Here is a 22,653-nt window from a genome sequence, read left to right as displayed (position 1 = left end):
GGTGGCGGGACTGACATGTGCGCCCTCGGAAGCCCAGGAAGGCCTTCTGCTTTACGCACCCAATTTCAACGACGACAACGTCAGTGTCCTCACGACCAACGCGGACGGGACCTTGTCGTCGACCACGACGATCGGCAGCGTCGGGTCATCGCTCCTCTATACCAATGTCCGTCAGGACCAGGCCTTTGCCTATGTGTCTGCCAGATCCAGCAACCAGCTGCGCGTCATCGACACCGCGACGCAAACGGTTATCCAGACGATCGCAACCGGAACGCAGCCCTCCGAGATGATCGCCAGTCCCGATGGGACCAGGCTCTATGTGGCTAACGGCGGCGGCGGCGTTTCCGTCTTTTCCGCCGATCCGATCACGGGGATGCTGACTGCGGATACCACGATCCCGACCGGCGGCGGCAGCGGTAATCGCGCCCTGACCATCAGTCCGGACGGCTCCCGCCTCTATGTTGTGGACCAGTCACTGGACAGGTTGCTCGTCATCGACACGGCGACAAACAGCGTCTCGACGACCGTTACCGTCGGGGACCAGCCTCTCGGCGCAGCGATCAGTCCTGACGGATCGACGATCTACGTGACCAATTTTACAGACAGCACCGTCTCGATCGTCGATACGGCCACCAACTCGGTCACCGCGACGATCGGGCTTGGCTTCGGCGGCACGAACGGCAACGGCCCCGACGGCGTCACAGCAAGCCCTGACGGGAAATTCGTTTATGTCGCCAACCGGACGACCGGCAACATTACAGTCATCGATGCGGCAACGAATTCCACGGTCGGTATCTTTTCAAATGGCTCCCAGACAAGCGGCGTTTCCCTGTCGCCCGACGGAACCCACCTTTATGCAAGCTCACAAGGTGCGTCCGACAAGGTCACCGCCTACAGCATCGATTCGGCGACGGGCCTTCTGACGTCAATCGGCTCGACCGCCACGGGAGACTCTCCGCAACGAGCCAGCATCTGCGGCAATGGCGACAGCCTGCTGGCGAGCGGCAGGACCTTTGTCGCGAAGACCGGGGCGGCGCTCGGATGCACGGGAACTTCCGCCGATTTTACCGGCGGCACGCTTTTAGTCAGCGGCACGAACCTCGACTTCGATACGTCGGTGACCCTCGGCAGCGGCGGCGGCACGGTCGATACCAATGGCAACAATGCGACGATTTCCAGCGTGGTCAGCGGCAGCGGAGGGATCACCAAGACCGGTTCGGGAACGCTGACGCTTTCGGGCACGAACACCTATACCGGGGCGACGGTTGTCAGCTCGGGCGTGCTCCAGGCCGGATCGACCTCCGCCTTCGGCTCCAATTCCGCGGCGAGCGTGAGTTCCGGTGCGACCCTGGACCTTGCCGGCTTTTCAAACACTCTGGGATCCCTGTCGGGTGCGGGCACGGTGACGTCCAGTGCTTCAGGCAACGTCACCCTGACGGCGGGCGGAGACAACAGCTCAACGACATTCTCGGGCTCGATCAACGACGGATCGGGCACGCTCGCCCTGACCAAGACAGGTTCGGGAACGCTGACGCTTTCCGGCACGAACACCTATAGCGGCGGCACGTCCGTTCTTTCGGGCATCCTGTCGGTCAACGGCAGCATCGGCGACGTGACGGTCAGTGGCGGCAGACTGGGCGGCAACGGAACGGTCGGCAACGTCATCGTCAATTCCGGCGGCGCGTTCGCGCCGGGCAATTCGGTCGGCAAGACCACGGTATCCGGAAACGTGACCTTCAAGAGCGGATCCGATTACCGGGTGGAGGTCAACGACGGCGGCAACACGGCGGGCGTGAACAATGATTTCATTTCCGCCAGCGGGACGGCCACCATCGACAGCAATGCCACAGTCACCGTTCTCGCCGAGAATGGCACGGACGACGGGTCGACCTATGCCGACAAGACGACCTACACGATCCTGTCGGCGACGGGCGGGATCACCGGCACATTCGGGGCGCTGACGGAGAGTTTCGCGTTTCTGAGCGGTCAGCTCAGTTATGACGCGACGAACGTCTACCTGGCGCTGGCACGCAACGACCAGAGCCTGACAGGCGCGGCCCAGACGGCCAACCAGCTGAATACCGCAACCGCCGTGGACAATCTGGGCGCAGGATCCAGTCTGTACGACGCGCTTCTGTTTCAAAGCGCGTCGGGGGCACGTACCGCCTATGACAATCTGTCAGGGGAAATCCATGCCTCGACCGCCACGGTTCTTGCCGAAGATGCCCGTTTCATCCGCAATGCCGCATACGATCGAAGCCGGGTCGTTATGAGCCGCGCCGGCCTTATCGATCCGGTCTCCGACGGCGAAGGCGGACAGACCGCGACACACGGCGAGAGCGCCCCTGGAACCATGAACGCCCCGGTCGCCGGCAATGCCCTGTGGATGACGGCCGTGGGCGGCTTCGGCGACTGGTCGGCGACCGCAAACACGGCAAAGCTCTCCAGTTCGACCGGCGGATTTCTGGCCGGCATCGACGGCGTCATCGGCGATGCCTTTCATCTCGGCGTTCTCGGCGGTTATCAGAAATCCGACATCGACGGGAATGCACGGGCATCCTCGGCAACGGTCGATACCTATCTCATGGGGCTTTACGGTTCCACGCGGATCGACGCGGTCGCCTTGCGCCTTGGCGGATCCTATGCCTGGCACGACATCGACAGCGACCGCAGTGTCACCATCGGAGCGTTTTCCGACAGCCTGACAGCCAATTACGGCGGCCACTCTCTCCAGGCCTTTGCCGAAACCGGCCTGCCCCTCGATGTCGGCGGATATGCACTGGAACCTTTCGCCGGACTGGCCCATGTCAACGTCCGGACCGACGGCTTTACCGAGAGTGGCGGAGCGGCCGCGCTCTCGGTGGACGCGTCGACCACGTCCGTCACCTTCATGACGCTGGGACTGCGTGCCGGAGGCTCTGTCGATCTTGGCCAGGCGGTTGCCCGTTTCCACGGCGGCCTCGGCTGGCAGCACGCGCTCGGCCCCGTCGATCCGTCCGTGCAAAACAGTTTTGCCGGCGGGACGGATTTCACGGTCAGAGGTACGCCCATTGCCCGCGATGTGCTGACTATCAACACCGGGCTTGAGATGGACGTTGCGGATAACGCCTCACTCGGCCTGGCCTATGACGGATACCTTTCCGGCGACAGTTCGCTCCACGACGTGAAGGCAAGATTCAGCCTGCGCTTCTAGGGGATGGGAAACACGGGGGAAGCGGGTCTTGCCGCGCGACGACGTCGACCTGACGATTGCCACTCCGGTTTCAATCTCCCAACATAATCGGTGCGCGGCCGAGGATGGCTTCCGCCCGCCTCCGGTTCCCTTGAGATCGAACGTCCACCCTTGCATTCGCAATCGTTGATTTCGGCGGCTACACTTTAGTTCGTCACACTCTAAACCAACTTGACAATTGTATACATACATTCTATTTTGTATTTCTTTAATATTCGATATGATATTTTTCAATTTTACGTTTTCCCCTTAAGTAAATAAAACACTCCTTGACAAAATTTCTGAATGACGGTGGGCTATAAACCTTGAAAGGCGTTTTGCCTTCGAGGAGATTGTCCGCGAATGCCGTGTTTTGAAGAGTATGAGTCTTTTGATGCGATCGGCCTTGCCGATCTGATTGCGAAAAGGGAAATCAGCGCAAGCGATGCTCTGGATGCGGCCCTTGCGCGTGCTCATGCTCTCAATCCCGAACTGAACGCGCTGACCATGCTGCGCGAGGATGCCGCCAGACAGGCGGCCGAGGGACGGCTGCCTGACGGCCCGCTTTCCGGCGTGCCTTTCCTGTTGAAGGACCTGGGTGCGGAAGCCATCGATTTCCCCGCCAACAATGGCTCCAATCTGTTGCGCGATACCCGCTATTCGCAAAACGCGACGCTGATCGACCGGCTGTTTGCCTCCGGCGTGAACACCTTCGGACGGACAACGGCCCCGGAAGGGGGCGTGGGATGCGCGACAGAGGCGGCGGTTTACGGCGGACCGACGCGCAACCCCTGGGATCTTGAGCGAACCCCCGGCGGATCGTCGGGCGGATCGGGTGCCGCGGTTGCCGCCGGGATCGTGCCGGCGGCCCACGGCTCGGACGGCGGCGGTTCGGTACGCATCCCAGCCTCCTCCTGCGGCCTGTTCGGCTTCAAGCCAACCCGCGCGCGCCTGCCGGACGGGCCTTTCTCCGGCGAGGGCTGGGCCGGCATGGCGATCGAAGGATTCCTGACGCGCAGCGTGCGCGACACGGCCCTGCTGCTCGACATCTGCGAAGGCGCCGATCTCGGGGCCCCCTACTGGGCGCCACCGTTGCACGCGAGCTTTACGGCCGCGGCAGACGCCACCGGCAAGCCGCTCAGAATTGCGGTCTGCGAGACCACGCTCACCGGGGATCCGATCCATGCGGACTGCCGGACCGCCGTGCAGGATGCGGCGAAGCTTTTGGAAAGCATGGGCCACGCTGTGACCCCGGCCTGCCCGCAGGCCGCCGATACCGTTGGAATGATGACGGCCTGGACCGATATCGTCGCCAGCGGCACGGCCTTGTGGGTGCGCAAGGCGCTTGCCAAACGGAACCGCGACCTGCGCCCGGATGATATTGAGAACGTTGTGCGCAGCGCCTGCGCGCATGCCGCCACCATCTCGGGCGACGCCTATCTGGAAGCGGTTGAGAAGATCCATGCCTACGGCCGGCAGATGGCCGCGTTTTTCCAAGACTACGATGTGTTGCTGACGGCGACGCTGGCCGAGCCGCCGGCTCTGGTCGGCCGTTTTTCCCACGACCGCGAAAGCTATCTCGACTACCGGCTCGGCCCGGACGGGGTATTCGCCTATTCGCCGTTCACCGCGTCGTTCAATGCGACCGGGCAACCGGCGGCCTCCGTTCCTCTCCACTGGACCGCGTCCGGTCTTCCGGTCGGGATCCATCTCGCCGGGCGGTTCGGTGAAGACGAAACTCTCATGACGCTATGCGCCGAGCTGGAACGGGCGCAGCCGTGGTTTGCGAAACGGCCCCCGGTCCGGTTTCGACAGGACAATTCAGGCAATTCCGGAGAACCCCAGTAATGGAACAGGGCGTGGCGATATCGGCGCAATCGGTCTCGAAAGTCTTCGGTGTTCCGCCGAACGGCATGCGGGCGCTCGATACGGTTTCGGTGGACATCCGGCGCAACGAGTTTTTCACCCTGCTGGGCCCGTCAGGCTGCGGCAAGACCACGCTGCTGCGCATGATTGCCGGTTTCGAAGCGCCGACCGAAGGCACGATCCTGCTGGAGGGCACCGACATAACGGCCGCCCCGCCGTTCAAGCGCCCGGTGAACACGGTCTTCCAGAGCTATGCGCTGTTTCCCCATCTCACGGTGGCGCAAAACATCGCCTTCGGTCTCGAGATGCTTGGCCGCGGCAAGGCGGAGATCGATACAGCCGTGCGCGAGATGCTGGCGCTCGTTCGCATGGAGGAAATGGGCGGACGTCTTCCGGCGCAGCTTTCGGGCGGCCAGCAGCAGCGCGTCGCGCTGGCCCGCGCCCTTGCGCCCCGGCCCTCCGTCCTGTTGCTGGACGAGCCCCTGTCGGCCCTCGACCTGAAACTGCGCCAGCAGATGCAGATCGAACTCAAGCGGATGCAGAGGGACACCGGTATCACCTTCATCTTCGTCACCCATGACCAGGAAGAAGCCCTGACCATGTCGGACCGGATCGGCGTCATGAATGGCGGCAAGATCCTGCAGGTCGGCAGTCCGCATGAAATCTACAATCGCCCGGTCAACCGATTCGTGGCGAGCTTCATAGGGGAATCGAATTTTCTCGATGCGGAGATTGTCGAAGGCGGGCAGCCCGCCCGCGTCAGGCTGGCAGGCGGGGTCGAGGCGACCGCCGAGTGCACGAGCGGCGAAGCCCCGTCCGGCAAGGTGACGCTCACGGTCCGGCCTGAGCACATCGTGCTAGGTCAGGGAAGCGGCGAAGGCGGGCTGGCCGGCAAGGTCACCAACACCTTGTATTTCGGCACCGACATGCATTGTTACATCGATCTGGACAACGGCACGCAGCTTGTTGCCCGGACGCCGGCGACGACCGATGGCCGGGGCGTCCATCAGGTTGGCGATAAAGTCAGCATCGGCTTTACGCCCGGTGCCCTGCGCATCATAGGAGGCTGATCATGACCATGGTGCCGCCTGAAGCCGGGGTGTTGGAGGCAAACGTCGAGGCCGCGCGAGTCAAACGCAACTGGTTGCTTTCCCTGCCGGCCCTGCTGCTGCTACTGATCGGCGCGTCGGGTCCGCTGCTCATCGTGCTGGTCTATTCGTTCATGGAACCGGGCGATTTCAGCGGTATCGTCTGGAAGCCGACATTCGATGCCTGGGTGCAGATCTTCTTCACCCGCGACATCTTCGACGACACGCTGGGGCTGGCCGATGCCCATCTGACGATCTTCTGGCGTTCCGTGCGGCTGTCGCTGCTGACCACGCTGATCACCATCGCCTTCGGCCTGCCGACGGCCTATTTCATCGCCACCCGGCCCGGGCGTGCCCGCGTGTTCTGGCTGTTCCTGATCACGATCCCGTTCTGGACCAACCTGCTGGTGCGTACCTTCGCGATCCTGGAGGTGATCCGCAGCGAGGGCCTGATCAACACCTGGCTGCAGCGCCTTGGCGTGATCTCCGAGCCGATCCAGATCATGTACACCGACACGGCGGTGCTGATCGGCATGGCCTATGTCTATCTGCCGCTGATGGTCCTGCCGCTCTACGCGGCCATCGAGCGCTTCGACTTCAAGCTCGTCGAGGCCGGATACGACCTTTACGCCAATCGCTGGCAGGTGCTGCGCCGGGTCATCCTGCCCATCGTCAAGCCCGGGATCGTCGCCGGGTCGATTCTGGTCTTCGTACCCTCCCTTGGCGCCTATGTGACGCCACGGGTCCTGGGCGGCGGCAAGAACATGATGATCGGCAATTTCATCGAGCTGCAGTTCGGTCAGGGTCGCAACTGGCCTCTGGGCTCGTCATTGTCGATCCTGCTGCTCTTGATCGTGATGGTGGCACTGCTGGTCTATGTGCGCGTCTCCACCAGGGGAGGCGACAATGCGTAAGGGAAAACCGTTTTCAATCCGCCGCATTCCCGGCTTCACCGCGATCGCCATCACCTGCTTCGTGCTGCTTTACGCGCCGATCCTGACAATCGTCGTCTATTCGTTCAATGCAGGCGAATCGGTGGCCCTCTGGAAAGGCTTTTCCATCGACTGGTATTTCGTGGCGGCCGGAAACCAGGCGGTTCAGGAAGCCACGCTACGCTCGCTCATCATCGCGCTGTGGGCCTCGGCGATTTCGACCACCCTCGCCACCATGGCGGCGCTGGGGACGACGCGAACGCGCCGCTTTCCCGGGCAGACGCTCATCTACGTGATGATCAACCAGCCGCTGATGGTGCCCGAGATCGTCACCGCCGTGGCGCTCCTGATCTTCTTCGCCAGCATCAAGGTCGCCACCGGTTATTCCGGGCTCGGCTATCTGATCCTGGCGCATTCGGCCTTCTGCATCCCCTTCGCCTACATGCCCATCCGGGCGCGGATGGAGGGCATGGACCTGGCGCTGGAAGCCGCCGCGGCCGACCTTTATGCAACGCCATGGCGTACCTTCCGGCGGATCACCCTGCCGCTGATGGCGCCGGGCATCGTCGCCGGCGCCATGCTGGCCTTCGTCATATCGCTCGACGATGTCATCATAACCGAATTCGTCAAATCGGCCGGCCAGGATACGCTGCCGACCTACATGCTCGGCCAGTTGCGCCGCGCCATCACGCCGGAGGTGAACGCCATCTCCACCGTGCTGCTCGCGCTGACCGTCGTTCTTCTCACCCTGTTCTTCCTGCTGTCGGGGAGGAACACGGAGAAAAGCTGAAATAAACCGAAGCTGTAAAAAGGAGTTTGATTGATGCGCCTATCTCTGTTGACGACCACGACGGCGGCATTGCTCGCCACCACAACGATGGCGTTCGCCGCGGGCGAGCTCAATATCTACAACTGGGGCAACTACACGAACCCGGAGCTGATCAAGAAGTTCGAGGAAAAATACGACGTCAAGGTCACCGTGACCGACTATGATTCCAACACCACGGCGCTGACCAAGATCGAGGCCGGCGGCAGCGGTTTCGACATCGTCGTGCCGACAAGCAGCTATGTTCCGATCTATGTCGAAAAGGGGCTTCTGCTCGAAACCCGCCCCGACCAGATGGAAAACTTCAAGAACGTCGCCAAGCGCTGGGTCGACGTGCCCTGGGATCCGGGCCGTCACTACACCGTGCCGTGGCAGTGGGGAACGACCGGGGTGGCGGTCAACAAGAAGACCTATTCGGGCGACCCCAACACCTCGGCCATCTTCCTCGATCCGCCGGCCGAACTCGTCGGCAAGGTCAACGTGGTTCCCGAAATGAACGACGTGATCAACATGACGATCTTCTATGTCGGCGGCGAGGCCTGCACGGAAGACAAGGAAGTGCTGAAAAAGGTGCGCGATACCCTGGTCGCGGCCAAGCCGAAGTGGCTTTCCATGGATTACGGCACCACCGACAAGCTCAAGAGCGGTGAATACCAGGCGACCGTCAACTGGAACGGCTCCACCTTCCGCGCCCGGCTGGAGAACCCGGACGTCGTCTACGGCTATCCCAAGGAAGGCTATCCGCTGTGGATGGATGCGGTCGCGGTGCTGAAGGATGCCAAGAACGTCGAGAACGCCAAGCTGTTCCAGAACTTCATCATGGAGCCGGAAAACGCCGCCCTGATTTCGGCCTTCGCCCGTTATGCCAACGGCATTGCCGGTTCGGAAGAATTCATGCCCGCGGACATGAAAGGCGCGCCGGAACTCGACACCCCTGAAGAGTTCCAGGCCGCCGGCCAGTTCCTGCCGTTCTGCCCGAAGTCCGCGCGTGACATCTACACCGCGATCTGGACCGAGTTGCAGAAATAAGCCTTACGCGACGACGGTGGAGCGGTTGCGGCCGCTCCACTCATCGTGGCTCTGGCGGACGCTCGGAAGCGCTGAACTTGTTAGCGGACTAAATGTAACTTAGGCGTCCGGACAATGTTTATATTGACCAAGTTCTAAATGGATTTTTCTTATACAAAGAAATAAATAATCAATCATTTGCAGCCAATAAATCCAAAAGATTTAATTGCTTCCCATGAAGTTCAGCGTAAATCTTATCTATTGTCCGTCCACTACGAAACATTTGATAGTGAGCCACTGCTTTTTGCTGGCTGCAAGCAGATGCGACAACGGCTATCGCTTCTTCAACTAACTCCTCAGCTTTTTTCCCAACAGGAATTTCGTGACTACCCGTTTTCAACATAAGTAGATGACATGTAAAAAGAACAAACCAATGCCCATATATTAAATACTGATGTGCATGGCCACTTTCATGAGATTGCCCATATTCAGAAATATATCTATCTCTCAACTTTTCAATAATACGATATAGTTCGAAAACATTCACTAATTCGGTTACATTTCGGCTATCGTGATATATCTGATCAAAACGAGAATCAAAAATTGAATCCGATTCACTTTTCGCTCGATCTGGCGCTCTTAATTCAAACGCTAGAAGTATTTGCCCCAGCTTTAATGCATCAATACGACGCTCCTCTGGCTTATCAATCGCCATATTCTTCTTACGCTCAAAATAATATCCTTTTTCTTGGAACGCTAATTCTAATTTCTTCAATACATTATGATTTGCTCGCAAATCTCGACTTTGTATTCTTGCCTGACTATTCGTAGCCACAGCTACACGCTCAGCAATATCCGCTCGATCTGTAGCATAAACCCGAACCATCAAGACTACATCTTGCAACGCCTCAGCACCAGTTCGACTTGCTTCGACAAGAGAATGGGATGTTTGCGCACCATTTACAATTTGAAAGTCTTCAAATTGGAGAGTTGGATTCGTATGCCCTTTATTATAAGAGAATTTTTTGCAAGTTATCGTTATTCCATTATTTAAATACCAAAATAAATAACTATCGCTTGATGTTGCTGTATTTATGATTGATGGATTAAATCCTCCTTTAGCACCAAGAAAAACTCTCAAATTATCGTCAAAGAGATGTCGCTTAATTCCATTCCTATCGTCAGTTTGAATGAGCTCTATGAATGACCGAGCATCTACCGATGCTATAATTCCACGGACATCTCCGTCAGAGCGCTCAAGAATTTCTTTTCCAATTACTTGAAGAGATCCATTTTCCGACGATCTCCTCTCCAATGTCATGCCACGAATTATTTCACCCGCACCATAAAACTCAAAAGAAATTTGATGATTTCCATCACAAACACTCGAAATTATTTTCTGAGCTGATTGCGAAAAACCATTACCGTTAGAACAAAAAATAACCCTATACCGACAAATCTTTCCTTTCTTATGCAATTCCCATATCCGCTGAACTGCTTCTGAAAGTCGGAAATTATTGCAACTTAAAAGACTTTCCGATTTCTCAAATACTTCGTTTAGAAACAGAGATATCTTTAAAATCTCAGCGTCATTAATTGTGCGATCACAGCTTTTATGACTGCTACGGTACTTTGACTGAAATATGTAAACTTCCGCCTGCGTTTCACCTTCGATTACGTGAATCGCATCGATGCCTCTATCGTCAGAGCCATCTGTAATCGCTTCCTGCAATTGATCTGAAATATTGGGAAATAGCTGCTCCAAAACGATCGTAAGCAAGCCGATTGATTGGGTAGGTAAGCTATGCAAATCTTTGGCGCTCGCTACGCGTGCGTCGATAATGTCCCAGTCGATCTTTGATAAAGTTTTCATGCCAATACTTTATCAAAAATAGCAGAATGACCAACAGCAACTTTTAACTTAACCAACATTTCCCCAATGCGCCGCGACGATGCAGCTAAAAGTTAGCAATCGGCTGACCCCGCTGCCATGACGGGCGTTTCAATCTACGGCTATTTCAGACGCGGATGCTTAGAATGCAAGTCTATGAAAACCATCACATTATTCGATGGCTAAGAAGTCTGAAAAGAAACAAATGGATCATTTGCTACATCGTTGATAAAGTTTTGAAGTACCAAACTTCAAACAGCAAAGCGCTCTGTAAATCAGAGCTACTTTATGATTTTCGAAAGGGAAGTGGCGCACCGGGGAGGATTCGAACCCCCGACCCCCAGATTCGTAGTCTGGTGCTCTATCCAGCTGAGCTACCGGTGCTTAAGGCCTGTGATCGGGCGGGGACGGTCTTGCGGGCGAGCCGCGCAGTCTGTCGTGCCTGACCTGGCTGGGTCATGTGCGGGCCGCGTGAAGCGCGTTCCCGAACAGGGCGCTACTCCTAATGCCGTCCGATTTGGAATGCAAGGGCAATTTCATTTTTTTTGAATGCCCCTCTCAACAAGTCCGAAAAACCGGCGAAACGCGCGTTTTCCATCTGTTGACATCCCCGGCTCAGCTCCGATCGGGCAGGTCGATGCAGAAGCAGGCGCCGGGTTTGGTCTCGTCCAGTTCGATCCGGCCGCCGTGGGCCTTGAGGAGTTCCGCCGCAATCGCCAGGCCGAGACCGACGCCGCCCTGTTTGGAGCCGCTGTGGAAGGCCTTGAACAGGGCCTTTCTGATGTTGGCCGGAATGCCGGGGCCGGTGTCGGCCACGGTGATCTGGACCGACGCGCCTTCCCGCTTCGCGTCGAGGATGATGCGCCGGACAAGGGTCGCATCCTTTTCCGACTCAAGCGCCTGGAGCGCATTGCGGCACAGGTTCAGAAGAACGCGGAAGATCTGCTCCGGATCCGCATCGATCTCCAGGTCTTCCGGCACCCGATTCTCGAATGTGACGGCGGCGTGTTCGGTGAGACCGAGGACATCGGCGATATCCTCGCCGACCCGGCGCAGTTCGATCAGCCGACGTTTGGGCGCTTCTTCCTGGGCCTTGCCGTAGGACATCACCGCCTGGGTATAGCCGACGGCCCGGTCGAGGGTCGCCAGGATCTTCGGGGCGAGCCGGTTGACCGTCGGGTCGGGCACGTGTTCCAGGCGCTCCAGGAAGAGCTGGGCGGAGGCCAGAAGATTGCGCAGGTCGTGATTGATCTTCGACACCGCGAGGCCGAGATCGGCCAGCCTCTGTTTCTGGTTCAGGGCGCGAGACAGTGCCTCCTCCATGGCGGCAAGACGGACCTCCGCATCGCCGAGCTCGTCCTGACGCCCGGAGATCTTGATGACCCTGGAGGTGTCTTCCGGGGTTTCGGCAAACCGGTCCATGGACTCCGTCAGCCGCTGCAGCGGCCGCACGAACAGGGCGCGCAGGCTGACATAGACGAGCGTGGCGGTGATGATGGAAATCACCAGCGACAGCCCGAGGATGCGCCATGAGAAGGCCAGCATGTCCGCCTGAAGGAGCCTGACCGGCAAAACGATGTCGACGCGCTTGACGTAGCCCATCTGACCCTTGCCGACCACGCGCATCAGGCCATCGCCGGAATAGGCAAGGGTGCGGAAGCTCTCCAGGATCGAGCGCAGCGGCGACATCTCGCCCATGTCGACGACGAAGTCGACCACCGGGACCGTATCTTCCATGGCGATCAGGCTGCGCCGGCTGCCCTGGTCGAGCGAAATGGCGACGGCGCCGGTGGTGCGCAGGAGTTCCTCCTGCAGGCGCGGCGCGATGGTGTTGGTTTCGGCGAGAACGGACGCGGCGACACCGGCCGTGGTCAGCCGGTCCTGCAGCCAGTTGTTGCGGAAGTTGGCGACCGAGGGCACATAGATGCAGACTTCCGCCAGCATGACGAAAAGAATGGTCAGGAGCAGCAGCTTTCCCGACAGGCCGCCCAGACGATACCCCCTGCCCCAGAAGGAACGAAGGCCTCCGGTGCGCGCTTCAGACGGTTCGGCTTTGCCTTTCGGCACGCCTTCATGCTTCATCTGGCTAACTTCCAATCGGTCTGGCTGGATGTCACATCCACCATCTAACCGAAAATCCTCAGGAATTGCACGACCCTGCGGACCCAGGGATTTTTCGGCGCGTCGCCATAATAGGAAATTGCGGCCCGGCGCACCAGTTCTCCGAGTGTCGGGTAAGGCGCCACAAATCCAGCGAGCGCCTTCATCGTCATTTTCTGCGAGACGGCCAGGGACAGGAGATTGACGATCTCGCCGGCCTGGGTGCCGACGATGTCCGCGCCGAGCAACCGACCACCTGGACCGGCGATCAGCTTGAGGCAGCCGACCGTCTTGCCCTCCGCCCGCGCCCGGTCGTTGCCGGCATAGTCGGCCCTGAGAACCCTGACCTTGTCGCCATGGCGGCGGCGGGCTTCCGCCTCGCTCAGGCCGACATGGCCGAGTTCCGGCGAGGTATAGGTGACCCAGGGAATGAGATCGCGGTTTTCCTTCGCCGGCAGGCGGAACAGAATGGAACGGATCACCAGCCCCGCGTGATAACCGGCCACATGGGTGAACTGCAGGCCGCCGGTGACGTCGCCGACGGCGTAGATCCTGCGATTGCTGGTGCGCAAGCCCCGGTCGACCTCGATGCCCTTTCGGCTGTAGGCAACACCCGCCTTTTCCAGGTCCAGACCGTCGACGGTGGGTGCCCTGCCGGTTGCCACGAGCAGATGCGATCCTTCCAGAGCACGCCGGACGCCCTCGGGCGTTTCGACGCTGACGCTCACACCTGACCCCGCCTTTTCAACGCCGGCAACCTTCGTGTCCTCCAGGATCGTAACCCCTTCGGAGCGCAGGGCATCGATCACGATCGCGGCCTGCTCCGGATCGTCCTTGCCGAGCGCTTTCTGCGCCTCGATCACGGTCACCGTGCTGCCGAGGCGGCGGTGCGCCTGGGCCATTTCCATGCCGATCGGCCCGCCGCCAATGACGATCAGGTGCTCCGGCGCCTGCCGCAGGTCGAACAGGGTTTCATTGGTCAGATAAGGCACCGTGTCGAGACCGGGGATCGGCGGCACGGCCGCACGCGACCCGGTGGCGATGACGAACCGCCGCGCGCGGATTTCCGTCTCTCCGGCCAGCACGCAATCGGGTTCGGTGAAACGGGCATGGTGCTTGAGGACGGTAACCCCCAGACCCTCGAAGCGTTCTTCCGAATCATGCGGGGCGATGGCCGCGATAACGGCCTGGACATGATCGTTTGCCCGGGCGAAATCGACTTCAACGGCGCCAACGCGGACACCAAGTTTCTTTCCCGAAGCTTCCGCCACGGCTGCCTTCGCCGATGCGAGCAGCGCCTTTGAGGGAACACATCCGGTATTCAGGCAATCGCCGCCCATTTTGCCCTGCTCGATCAGAACCACATCGACCCCGAAGGCGGCGGCGGCGGCAGCCACGGACAGGCCAGCAGAGCCGGCTCCGATCACGCAAATGTCCGGTTTCAAAACTTTTGTCATCCTAGACCCTTAAGCGTGGGATCGTTTTCATGGGAGGCACGTCACTCCGAAGCCCGTTTTTTCCGCAGCCGTTTCAGGACAACGGGAATAAGGCTCGCGAACCCGAGAACGAAAAACGCGGCAAGCAGCTCCGGGGTCACGAAGGCCCCGATGTCCACCTGGCAGCTTCCGGCGGCGGCACAGCCGGGGTTGGCGGCCTCCTGGGCGGCAATCACGCTGTCCAGGCCCGAACCGATAAAGGCGAAGGCGAAGGTTCCCGGTATGATGCCGACCAGAGTGGAAAACACATAGGTGCCGACGGGAACGTGGAAGATGGCCGGAGCGATGTTGACCAGCCAGAAGGGAAAGATCGGAGTCAGCCGCAGGAACAACAGATAGCTCATCGCGTTTTCCCGGAAGCCGCTCGACAGGCGGGCGAGAAACGGTCCGGCGCGGGCCTTCAGGGCGGACCCGAGAGAGCTACGCGCGGCCAGGAAGACGACGGTGGCGCCGAGGGTCGCGGCAAAGATGGTCGCAAGGCCCGCGACCAGCCATCCGAACAGGAAGCCTCCGGCGATGGTCAGAAAGGATGCGCCCGGAAACGAAAGCGCCACGGAGACAGCGTAGATGACGACATAAGCGGCAAGGGCCAGGAGCAGATAGGTGTCGACGAAAGCCGCCAGGTGCTGCCGCTCCCGGATGAGATTGGCCAGCGAAAGATGTTCGTGCCAGCCTTGCGCATAGCCCACGCCCATGATCGCCACCAGCAGACCGATCGGAATCCAGCGCCTGAATTCACCTGCCCGGGTATTCTCAGCGGACGAATCCGCCGGCGCACCGGCCGGCTCGTCCTGGCCGTTATCCTTCATGGCATTCCCACCGCCCGCACCCTGTTTTTTACGTCCCGTCAGACCCGAAATGATCGTGCACCAGGTCGGAGACTGTCCGGCTGATATTCAGGTGTATATGATTGCAGTTAAGAAGAAGCCGGTCTCACCGACAAGTGACCCGGCATGCGCGCGGCCTCACTTCGATGTGATATCCCGGACGGAGCGAAGCCGATGCATGTGAGAAATGCGGTTCGGTATCGTTGACTTGCAGGCCCGTCCCCCTTATAAGCGCGCTCGACCGGGACACGCATTCGAACCCAAGCCTATGAATAGGTGCGCTCTAATGGCGCTTCGGATGCTTCCACCAAAAGAATTTTAAGAACAAGGGCCGCGCCCCGTTGCGCGGAGTAGGAACAATGAAGCGTACGTATCAACCGAGCCGTCTTGTCCGCAAGCGCCGTCACGGCTTCCGTTCGCGCATGGCGACGAAGAACGGCCGTCAGGTCCTCGCCCGCCGCCGGGCCAAGGGTCGCAAGCGTCTCAGCGCCTGATCGGGCCAACGCATGCGGCGCTGCCCGTGATGTCTGGTCTTGAAACTCAGCCCACGCCGCCGCTCATGAACACACTTAAAAAGCGCTCCGAATTCCTTGCCGTTGCCAAAGGCGGACGGGTGAATCGGCGCGCTTTTGTGTTGCAGGGGCTGAAACGCCCGCATGACGGCGATCCGCGTGTCGGCTACACGGTCACGAAAAAGACCGGCAATTCCGTCGTACGCAACCGAATCAAGCGGCGCCTGCGTGCCGCTGTCGCTGCTCTTCGCCGGGAGGATATTCCCGAGTTTGCCGACTTTGTCCTGATCGGACGCGAGGCAGCCCTCACACTTCCCTTCCCAAATCTGGTCTCGGACCTTAAATCGGGGCTACCGCAGGCGCTGAAGCCCAGTTCGCCACATCGCCGCGGGAAACCGCAGCGGGCGAAGGACGCAGCCCAGACAGATACCGTTCCGCGCAGAAAACAGGGGTAATCCAGTTGTTCTCCGAAAATCGCAATACGATTCTTGCAATCGTCCTGTCCCTGGTCGTTCTGCTGGGATGGCAATATTTCATTGCAAAGCCCCAACTGGAGCGCCAGCAGGCGGAACTCCAGGCGCAGCAGGAACAGGCCGCGCCGGCTGGCGGCACCCAGGATGCCAACACGCCCGCGCCCGCCGGCACGACCCCGGGTCAGGCAAATGCGCCGACTTCGGGAGCCGCCGGCCAGACGGCGGCAATGACGCGCGAACAAGCCCTTGCCAAGAGCGAGCGGATCGACATCGATACGCCCCGCGTTTCCGGTTCGATCAACCTTACCGGCGGCCGTCTCGACGACCTGCGCCTGAAGGACTATCACGAGACCGTCGACAAGAGCAGCCCGACGATCGTGCTGCTTTCGCCGAAAGGCGCGCCGAAGGCCTTTTACGCGGACTACGGCTGGGTCGCCGATCCGGGAACCGATATTGCCCTGCCCGGGACCGATACCGTCTGGACGAAGCCGGACGGCGCCAGGCTGACGCCGGAAACCCCGGTGACGCTGACCTACGACAATGGCGCCGGCCTTGTTTTCAAGCGGACGTTTGCAATCGACAAGAACTACATGTTCACCATCGGTCAATCGGTGGAGAACAACACCGGTGCACCGGTCAATCTCTACCCTTACGGCCTGATCGTGCGCAACGGCACACCGGACACGGAAGGCTTCTATATCCTGCATGAAGGCCTGCTGGGTGTCTTTGGCGACGATGGGGTCAAGGAAATCAAATACTCGGACCTGGAGGAAGATCACCAGGTTCGTCCTCCGCAGGTCAATCAGGGCTGGCTGGGCTTTACCGACAAGTACTGGGCGGCGACGCTCATTCCGGTGCCGAAATCGACTTTCCAGCCGAACTTCACCTACACACAGGCGACCGACAACTTTCAGGCGGACTTTCTCGGCACAGGCGTGACCGTTCCCGCTGGCGGAAGCGCCGACACCAGCTCCTATCTGTTTGCCGGAGCAAAGCAGAAATCGCTTCTCGACGCCTATCAGGACACGGATAACGGCCTGGGGATCAAGCAGTTCAACCTGTTGATCGACTGGGGCTGGTTCTTCTTCCTGACCAAGCCGATGTTCTGGGTCATCGACTACCTGTACCACCTGGTCGGCAACTTCGGCGTCGCCATCCTGGCAGTCACCGTTCTGGTGAAACTGGTGTTCTACCCGCTCGCCAACAAATCCTACGTCTCCATGAGCAAGATGAAGCTCGTGCAGCCGCAAATGACCGAGATCAAGGAGAAATACGGCGACGACCGGCAGAAGCAGCAACAGGCGCTGATGGAGCTCTACAAGAAGGAAAAGATCAATCCACTGGCAGGCTGTCTGCCGGTGCTCATTCAGATCCCGGTCTTCTTCTCGCTCTACAAGGTGCTGTTCGTTACCATCGAGATGCGTCATGCGCCGTTCTTCGGCTGGATCCAGGACCTTTCCGCCCCGGATCCGACGACGATTTTCAACCTGTTCGGGCTCATTCCCTGGGATCCGCCGCAGATGCTCATGCTGGGCGTTTGGCCCCTGATCATGGGTATCACCATGTTCGTCCAGATGAAGATGAACCCGGCACCGCCCGATCCGACCCAGCAGATGATCTTCACCTGGATGCCGGTGATCTTCACCTTCATGCTGGCGTCGTTCCCGGCAGGGCTCGTGATCTACTGGGCCTGGAACAACACCCTTTCGGTAACCCAGCAATATGTGATCATGCGTCGCCAGGGCGTGAAGATCGAGCTCTGGGACAACCTGAAACGCACCTTCAAGCGCAAGAAGGCGACGGCCGAGAACAAGGGCTGATCGCCCTGCCGAGACGAAGCAACCAAGGCCCCGCCGAACGCGGGGCCTTTTCTTTCAGGAGGTGTCCATGCTCGGTCCAGACCCCGATAGCCGCTTTCCGTTTCCGGGTGCCGCCACCCACACCGTTTTCATCAAGAACGTGATCTCGGGCGCCAATATCAGCGCCGGTGAGTACAGCTATTATAACGACACGCATGAACCGGAACGGTTTCAGGAGAAATGTGTCCGCTACCATTTCGAATTTCTCGGCGACCGGCTTGTCATCGGCAAGTTCTGCGCCTTTGCGACCGGTGTCGAATTCATCATGAACGGCGCCAATCACGCCATGACCGGGTTTTCGACCTATCCATTCCAGATTTTCGGGAACGGTTGGGAAGAGGGCTTCGACTTCGACACGATCGCGCAGGGCCTGCGCGGCGACACGGTTGTCGGCAACGACGTCTGGATCGGAACCGACGCCACGATCATGCCCGGTGTCACGATCGGACACGGCGCGATCGTCGGCGCCAAGGCCGTGGTCGCTTCGGACGTTCCCGACTATGCGATCGTCGCCGGCAATCCGGCACGCGTCATTCGCCATCGTTTCGACCCGGCCACGGTCGATACCCTTCTGGAGATCGCCTGGTGGGACTGGCCGATCGCCAGGATCGTCAAACACCTCAACGCCATTCGCGGCGCGGATCTTGAAGCGCTGCTGTCAGCGCACCGAGAACAGGAGCAACGCCCCTCGACGCGGACCGAGATGCGGGATAAAAGCCAGCCATGAGCGACGAAGAAAAATTCTCCGAAGACGAACTGGAAGCCGGGCGCCTGCTTTTTGCAAAGCCCTGGACCTTCCTGACCAGCGTCACCGACATGTCCAACCTGCCGGACGCCACGCGCACGGAAATCGCCTTTGCCGGGCGGTCGAATGTGGGCAAATCCAGCCTGATCAACGCGCTGACCGGCCGTAAGGGACTGGCGCGGACATCAAGCACGCCCGGACGGACCCAGATGCTGAACTTCTTCGTCGCCCCGGAGACGGAGCTCACCATCGTCGACATGCCCGGATACGGCTATGCCCAGGCGCCGAAGGAACTGGTCGCCGCCTGGACCGAGCTGGTGTTTGCCTATCTGCGCGGGCGGCCGACCCTGCGGCGCGTGTTCCTGCTGATCGACAGCCGCCACGGCATCAAGAACAACGACCTGGAAGCGATGGACCTGCTCGACAAGGCGGCCGTGATCTATCAGGTGGTGCTGACCAAGTCGGACAAGATCAAGCCCGGACAGCTCGCGCGGCTGATGGAGGAAACCTCCAAGACCCTGTCGAGACGGCCGGCGGCCTTCCCTGAAATCCTGGCCACGTCTTCGGAAAAAGGCATCGGCCTCGACGAGTTGCGCGCCGAAATCCATCGGCTCACCTCCTACTGATCCCGCGGTCGGCGATTGAGCGAGCTTGCCGAAAAGGGTATAGCCTCAGTTCCGCACGAACGAGCCAAGAGCGAGCAGAAGTACCAACATGACCACTCCGGACCATTCCAGCCGCGCCCATGTGATTGCCCAGGCCCTGCCCTACATGCAGCGCTATGACGACCGCACAGTGGTCGTGAAATACGGTGGCCATGCCATGGGCGATGCGGCTCTCTCCCAGGCGTTTGCCCGCGATATCACGCTGCTGCGCCAGTCCGGCGTGCACCCGGTGGTGGTCCATGGCGGCGGTCCGCAAATCGGCAAGATGCTCACCCGGCTCGGGATCGTCAGCGAATTCAAGGGCGGCCTCAGGGTCACGGACAAGGCCACGGTCGAGATCGTCGAAATGGTGCTTGCCGGATCGATCAACAAGGAAATCGTCCAGGCGATCAATGCCGAAGGCGGCCGCGCCGTCGGCCTGTGCGGCAAGGACGGCAACATGGTCACCGCGGAAAAGGTCCAGCGCACCATGGTCGATCCGGATTCCAATATCGAGAAGGTGGTCGATCTGGGCTTCGTCGGCGAACCGGCCGACGTCAACCCGACCGTCCTGAAACTCGTTCTCAAGGAAGACCTGATTCCGGTGGTGGCGCCCGTCGCGCCGGGTGCGGACGGCGAGACCTACAACGTCAACGCCGACACTTTCGCCGGCGCCATTGCCGGTTCGCTCAACGCCAAGAGGCTTTTGTTCCTCACCGATGTGCCCGGCGTTCTCGACAAGGACGGCAATCTCATCAAGCAGCTGACCGTCGCCAAGGCGCGCGAGTTGATCGCGGACGGCACCATTTCCGGCGGCATGATCCCCAAGGTGGAGACCTGTATCGAGGCGCTCGACCAGGGCGTGGAAGGCGTCGTCATCCTGGACGGCAAGGTCCCCCACGCGGTTCTTCTGGAACTCTTCACCGACCGCGGCGCCGGGACCCTGATCCGTCCGTGACCGATCGTCCCGTTGCCGTGGAAGGTCCGCACGCGCACAGCCAGGACCTGAGAGTGTTCAAGGGGGTCGAAGCCTGGATCTTCGACCTCGACAACACGCTCTATCCGGCGCATGTCGACCTGTTCAGCCAGATCAATAAACAGATCGCGGATTATATCGCCAGGGCGCTGAACATCGGCGAGGAAGATGCCATTGCCCAGCGCCGGGACTATTACCAGAAATACGGCACGACCCTGCGCGGGCTGATGATGGAACACAAGATCGATCCGGACGACTACCTGCGCTACGTCCACGACATCGACTATTCCAATGTCCTGCCGGACCCCGCTCTCGGCAAGGCCATCGAAGCCCTGCCCGGACGCAAGTACATCTTCACCAACGGCGATCGCCCGCATGCGGAGCGCACGGCCGCGGCCCTCGGCATCTCCGATCATTTCGAGGATATCTTCGATATCGTCGCCGCGGACCTGATGCCGAAGCCGAACCGGGAAACCTACGACCGCTTCCTGGAGCGCACCGGGGTTTCCCCGGTCCGGGCCGCCATGTTCGAAGACCTGCAGCGGAACCTGGAAGTGCCGCATCACCTGGGCATGCGCACCGCGCTGATCGTGCCGAAAGGCACACGGGACATCTTCCGGGACGACTGGGAGCTGGAGGGCGACAAGGCCGCCCACGTGGATTTCGTCACCGACGATCTCGCCGGTTTCCTGACTGCCGTGAACGGCCAACTGACCGCGATGTGACCCGACGTTCCAGCTGTTTAGATAAAAAAACTTCTGGCTTCCGGAAACGTGCGAATTTAGTTTGAGAAAAACTCAAACGAACAATTCCGCACCATGGTCTCCCTGCGCGCCCTTCATGCCTTTTCTCTTCTCCCCCGGCACGGCCGGGCCTCGCTTGCGGCCGAGATCCTGGGCGTGTCGCCGTCTGCCCTGTCGCATCTGATGCGCAAACTGGAGGCGGAACTGGGGGCAACGCTTGTGTTGAGGGACGGTCGCGGGCTGACCCTGACCGAGGAGGGACAGCGGCTCGCACTTGGGCTCGGGGATTCCTTCGAGCGCATCGAGGACGCGGTCGACAGCTTCAAGCGCCGAAGCCGCACCGAACTCAGGATCAGCACGGTTTCCACCTTCGCCACCCGGTGGCTGATCCCGCGCCTGCCGGACTTCCAGGCGATCCAGCCGGATGTGGAGATCCTCCTGTCCGCCTCCACGCGCATGGTCGACCTGGACCGTGAGAATTACGATTGCGCGATCCGGCTCGGCAAGGGCAACTGGCAGGGCGTGGAAAGCGCGCTCCTGTGGCAGGAGCATCTGGCGGTCGCGATGGCGCCGAGGCTATTGCCTGACGGCGGCGCGCTCAGCCAGGACAGTTTCGCCAGACTGCGCCTGTTGCACAGTGCGGCCCGGCGCGGCGACTGGCCGCTATGGATGTCCAGGGCCGGCCTCACCCACCCGGACACGACCTCCGGCACCCTTCTGGAAAGCCGGGACCTTGCCATCCAGGCGGCCATCGCCGGCATGGGGGCGATCGTCATCGACAAGCGGTTCGTGATGTCGGAACTGGACGCCGGCCATCTGGTCATGCCCGACTGGCCGGTGATCGAGCTGGAAACGGGCTACTGGTTCGTCCGCTCGCCGGTGCGGCCCCTGTCCCGGCCGGTCGCGGCATTCCGGGACTGGCTGCAAACGGCGGCGCTGGAAGGACAGCCCGGATCCGCATAATCGTTCCGGCCGTTGTTGCACAAATATCTTTTTGATTTCATATTCTTCCGCAGTGGAAGCCAAAGTCATCAAAACAAATGCGGGCTTCCGATCCATCGCGGGGGCGAACCATGAAATACTTCCTGAGCCGCTGGCTCTTAATAGTGATTGCTGCCTTGTTTTATACAGCACCGATCACGGCCTCTCATGCCGAAACCCTGGAATGGCAGTTCCGCAGCGAGCATCCGAAAGTCGTGGACGTCGAGCTATACTCCCATTCCAGACGCGGGCACGTCTGGCCGGGCAACAACAAGGTCTATGTGCTGAACGACTACAGCACCAAGACGATCCGGATTTCCTGCCGTTCCGGGGAAAAGGTCTGCTACGGCGCCTGGGTGCGCAACCGGCAGCGCTCCTATTGGGGCGTCGGCTACAACAACCGCAACAGCTGCCGCAACTGCTGCTACACCTGCAACGGCGGGTCGACGAAGATCATCGTGCTGAATCCATAGGA

Annotated in this window: 19 protein-coding genes and 1 tRNA gene; 15 read left to right on the top strand and 5 right to left on the bottom strand. The window is 60.1% G+C overall.

From position 1 onward, the window contains the following. The first annotated feature begins 1 nt into the window (after window position 1). From ACN0SO_RS05855 to ACN0SO_RS05830, 6 genes are all read left to right on the top strand, one after another. Window positions 2–3,193: an autotransporter domain-containing protein gene (locus ACN0SO_RS05855; protein WP_417675511.1), complete on the top strand. Its 3,192-nt coding sequence runs from the start codon at window positions 2–4 to the stop codon at window positions 3,191–3,193. A 381-nt stretch (window positions 3,194–3,574) separates the two neighbouring features. After that, window positions 3,575–5,059: an amidase gene (locus ACN0SO_RS05850; protein ID WP_417675509.1), complete on the top strand. Its 1,485-nt coding sequence runs from the start codon at window positions 3,575–3,577 to the stop codon at window positions 5,057–5,059. Next, on the top strand, window positions 5,059–6,147 hold the full coding sequence (locus ACN0SO_RS05845; protein ID WP_417675507.1) for an ABC transporter ATP-binding protein: 1,089 nt from the start codon (window positions 5,059–5,061) through the stop codon (window positions 6,145–6,147). The genes ACN0SO_RS05850 and ACN0SO_RS05845 overlap by 1 nt, the downstream gene beginning before the upstream one ends. An 8-nt stretch (window positions 6,148–6,155) precedes the next feature. Continuing rightward, window positions 6,156–7,079, top strand: a complete 924-nt coding sequence (locus ACN0SO_RS05840; protein WP_417676393.1) for an ABC transporter permease — start codon at window positions 6,156–6,158, stop codon at window positions 7,077–7,079. Beyond that, window positions 7,072–7,887 carry an ABC transporter permease gene (locus ACN0SO_RS05835; protein ID WP_417675505.1) on the top strand — a complete coding sequence of 272 codons (816 nt, stop codon included), beginning with the start codon at window positions 7,072–7,074 and terminating at the stop codon, window positions 7,885–7,887. The genes ACN0SO_RS05840 and ACN0SO_RS05835 overlap by 8 nt, the downstream gene beginning before the upstream one ends. 33 nt (window positions 7,888–7,920) lie before the next feature. Next, window positions 7,921–8,952, top strand: a complete 1,032-nt coding sequence (locus ACN0SO_RS05830) for an extracellular solute-binding protein (protein ID WP_417675503.1) — start codon at window positions 7,921–7,923, stop codon at window positions 8,950–8,952. Window positions 8,953–9,121: 169 nt separating this feature from the next. On the opposite strand, the gene ACN0SO_RS05825 is transcribed toward ACN0SO_RS05830, so the two are convergent. The 5 genes from ACN0SO_RS05825 to ACN0SO_RS05805 all read right to left on the bottom strand — a co-directional run bounded on the left by ACN0SO_RS05825 (window position 9,122) and on the right by ACN0SO_RS05805 (window position 15,227). Continuing rightward, a complete protein-coding gene (locus ACN0SO_RS05825) occupies window positions 9,122–10,804 on the bottom strand; it encodes an AIPR family protein (protein ID WP_417675500.1) in 1,683 nt (560 codons plus the stop codon). A 325-nt stretch (window positions 10,805–11,129) separates the two neighbouring features. After that, window positions 11,130–11,206: transfer RNA gene (locus ACN0SO_RS05820), tRNA-Arg, on the bottom strand. Between the two features lie 231 nt (window positions 11,207–11,437). After that, window positions 11,438–12,904: a sensor histidine kinase gene (locus ACN0SO_RS05815; RefSeq protein ID WP_417675498.1), complete on the bottom strand. Its 1,467-nt coding sequence runs from the start codon at window positions 12,902–12,904 to the stop codon at window positions 11,438–11,440. Between the two features lie 44 nt (window positions 12,905–12,948). After that, window positions 12,949–14,379 carry a dihydrolipoyl dehydrogenase family protein gene (locus ACN0SO_RS05810; protein WP_417675496.1) on the bottom strand — a complete coding sequence of 477 codons (1,431 nt, stop codon included), beginning with the start codon at window positions 14,377–14,379 and terminating at the stop codon, window positions 12,949–12,951. 41 nt (window positions 14,380–14,420) lie between these two features. Beyond that, on the bottom strand, window positions 14,421–15,227 hold the full coding sequence (locus ACN0SO_RS05805; RefSeq protein ID WP_417675494.1) for a TVP38/TMEM64 family protein: 807 nt from the start codon (window positions 15,225–15,227) through the stop codon (window positions 14,421–14,423). Between the two features lie 377 nt (window positions 15,228–15,604). Between ACN0SO_RS05805 and rpmH the strand changes: the two genes are divergently transcribed. The 9 genes from rpmH (at window position 15,605) to ACN0SO_RS05760 (ending at window position 22,651) form a co-directional block, all read left to right on the top strand. Then, window positions 15,605–15,739 carry a 50S ribosomal protein L34 gene (gene rpmH / locus ACN0SO_RS05800; RefSeq protein WP_067220180.1) on the top strand — a complete coding sequence of 45 codons (135 nt, stop codon included), beginning with the start codon at window positions 15,605–15,607 and terminating at the stop codon, window positions 15,737–15,739. A 65-nt stretch (window positions 15,740–15,804) separates the two neighbouring features. Next, window positions 15,805–16,212, top strand: coding sequence for a ribonuclease P protein component (gene rnpA / locus ACN0SO_RS05795; RefSeq protein WP_417675492.1), 408 nt, complete (start codon window positions 15,805–15,807; stop codon window positions 16,210–16,212). Between the two features lie 5 nt (window positions 16,213–16,217). Beyond that, on the top strand, window positions 16,218–18,050 hold the full coding sequence (yidC, locus tag ACN0SO_RS05790; protein WP_417675490.1) for a membrane protein insertase YidC: 1,833 nt from the start codon (window positions 16,218–16,220) through the stop codon (window positions 18,048–18,050). Window positions 18,051–18,117: 67 nt separating this feature from the next. Continuing rightward, window positions 18,118–18,816 carry a CatB-related O-acetyltransferase gene (locus ACN0SO_RS05785; protein WP_417675488.1) on the top strand — a complete coding sequence of 233 codons (699 nt, stop codon included), beginning with the start codon at window positions 18,118–18,120 and terminating at the stop codon, window positions 18,814–18,816. Then, on the top strand, window positions 18,813–19,460 hold the full coding sequence (gene yihA / locus ACN0SO_RS05780; RefSeq protein ID WP_417675486.1) for a ribosome biogenesis GTP-binding protein YihA/YsxC: 648 nt from the start codon (window positions 18,813–18,815) through the stop codon (window positions 19,458–19,460). Before ACN0SO_RS05785 ends, yihA begins: the two co-directional genes overlap by 4 nt. 88 nt (window positions 19,461–19,548) lie before the next feature. Further along, the gene (gene argB / locus ACN0SO_RS05775; protein WP_417675484.1) at window positions 19,549–20,436 is read left to right on the top strand and encodes an acetylglutamate kinase; all 888 of its coding nucleotides are present in this window, start codon (window positions 19,549–19,551) and stop codon (window positions 20,434–20,436) included. After that, on the top strand, window positions 20,433–21,179 hold the full coding sequence (locus ACN0SO_RS05770) for a pyrimidine 5'-nucleotidase (protein ID WP_417675482.1): 747 nt from the start codon (window positions 20,433–20,435) through the stop codon (window positions 21,177–21,179). Before argB ends, ACN0SO_RS05770 begins: the two co-directional genes overlap by 4 nt. A 93-nt stretch (window positions 21,180–21,272) precedes the next feature. Continuing rightward, on the top strand, window positions 21,273–22,160 hold the full coding sequence (locus ACN0SO_RS05765) for a LysR substrate-binding domain-containing protein (protein WP_417675480.1): 888 nt from the start codon (window positions 21,273–21,275) through the stop codon (window positions 22,158–22,160). Window positions 22,161–22,270: 110 nt separating this feature from the next. After that, complete coding sequence (locus ACN0SO_RS05760) at window positions 22,271–22,651, top strand: hypothetical protein (RefSeq protein ID WP_417675478.1); 381 nt, start codon at window positions 22,271–22,273, stop codon at window positions 22,649–22,651. Window positions 22,652–22,653 lie beyond the last annotated feature (2 nt).

The organism is Roseibium sp. (assembly GCF_048260565.1).
Lineage (GTDB): Bacteria > Pseudomonadota > Alphaproteobacteria > Rhizobiales > Stappiaceae > Roseibium.
The sequence above is the reverse complement of the archived record's forward strand: the minus strand, read 5'-3'. Positions and strand labels throughout refer to the sequence as shown.

Excerpts from the sequence above, each read along its gene's own strand:
- ACN0SO_RS05765 (WP_417675480.1), top strand. The coding sequence starts at position 21,273 with ATGGTCTCCCTGCGCGCCCTTCATGCCTTTTCTCTTCTCCCCCGGCAC.
- rpmH (WP_067220180.1), top strand. The coding sequence starts at position 15,605 with ATGAAGCGTACGTATCAACCGAGCCGTCTTGTCCGCAAGCGCCGTCAC.
- rnpA (WP_417675492.1), top strand. The coding sequence starts at position 15,805 with ATGAACACACTTAAAAAGCGCTCCGAATTCCTTGCCGTTGCCAAAGGC.
- ACN0SO_RS05850 (WP_417675509.1), top strand. The coding sequence starts at position 3,575 with ATGCCGTGTTTTGAAGAGTATGAGTCTTTTGATGCGATCGGCCTTGCC.
- ACN0SO_RS05810 (WP_417675496.1), bottom strand. The coding sequence starts at position 14,379 with ATGACAAAAGTTTTGAAACCGGACATTTGCGTGATCGGAGCCGGCTCT.
- ACN0SO_RS05785 (WP_417675488.1), top strand. The coding sequence starts at position 18,118 with ATGCTCGGTCCAGACCCCGATAGCCGCTTTCCGTTTCCGGGTGCCGCC.
- argB (WP_417675484.1), top strand. The coding sequence starts at position 19,549 with ATGACCACTCCGGACCATTCCAGCCGCGCCCATGTGATTGCCCAGGCC.
- ACN0SO_RS05805 (WP_417675494.1), bottom strand. The coding sequence starts at position 15,227 with ATGAAGGATAACGGCCAGGACGAGCCGGCCGGTGCGCCGGCGGATTCG.
- ACN0SO_RS05825 (WP_417675500.1), bottom strand. The coding sequence starts at position 10,804 with ATGAAAACTTTATCAAAGATCGACTGGGACATTATCGACGCACGCGTA.
- ACN0SO_RS05760 (WP_417675478.1), top strand. The coding sequence starts at position 22,271 with ATGAAATACTTCCTGAGCCGCTGGCTCTTAATAGTGATTGCTGCCTTG.
- ACN0SO_RS05815 (WP_417675498.1), bottom strand. The coding sequence starts at position 12,904 with ATGAAGCATGAAGGCGTGCCGAAAGGCAAAGCCGAACCGTCTGAAGCG.
- ACN0SO_RS05830 (WP_417675503.1), top strand. The coding sequence starts at position 7,921 with ATGCGCCTATCTCTGTTGACGACCACGACGGCGGCATTGCTCGCCACC.
- ACN0SO_RS05840 (WP_417676393.1), top strand. The coding sequence starts at position 6,156 with ATGGTGCCGCCTGAAGCCGGGGTGTTGGAGGCAAACGTCGAGGCCGCG.
- ACN0SO_RS05845 (WP_417675507.1), top strand. The coding sequence starts at position 5,059 with ATGGAACAGGGCGTGGCGATATCGGCGCAATCGGTCTCGAAAGTCTTC.
- ACN0SO_RS05835 (WP_417675505.1), top strand. The coding sequence starts at position 7,072 with ATGCGTAAGGGAAAACCGTTTTCAATCCGCCGCATTCCCGGCTTCACC.
- yihA (WP_417675486.1), top strand. The coding sequence starts at position 18,813 with ATGAGCGACGAAGAAAAATTCTCCGAAGACGAACTGGAAGCCGGGCGC.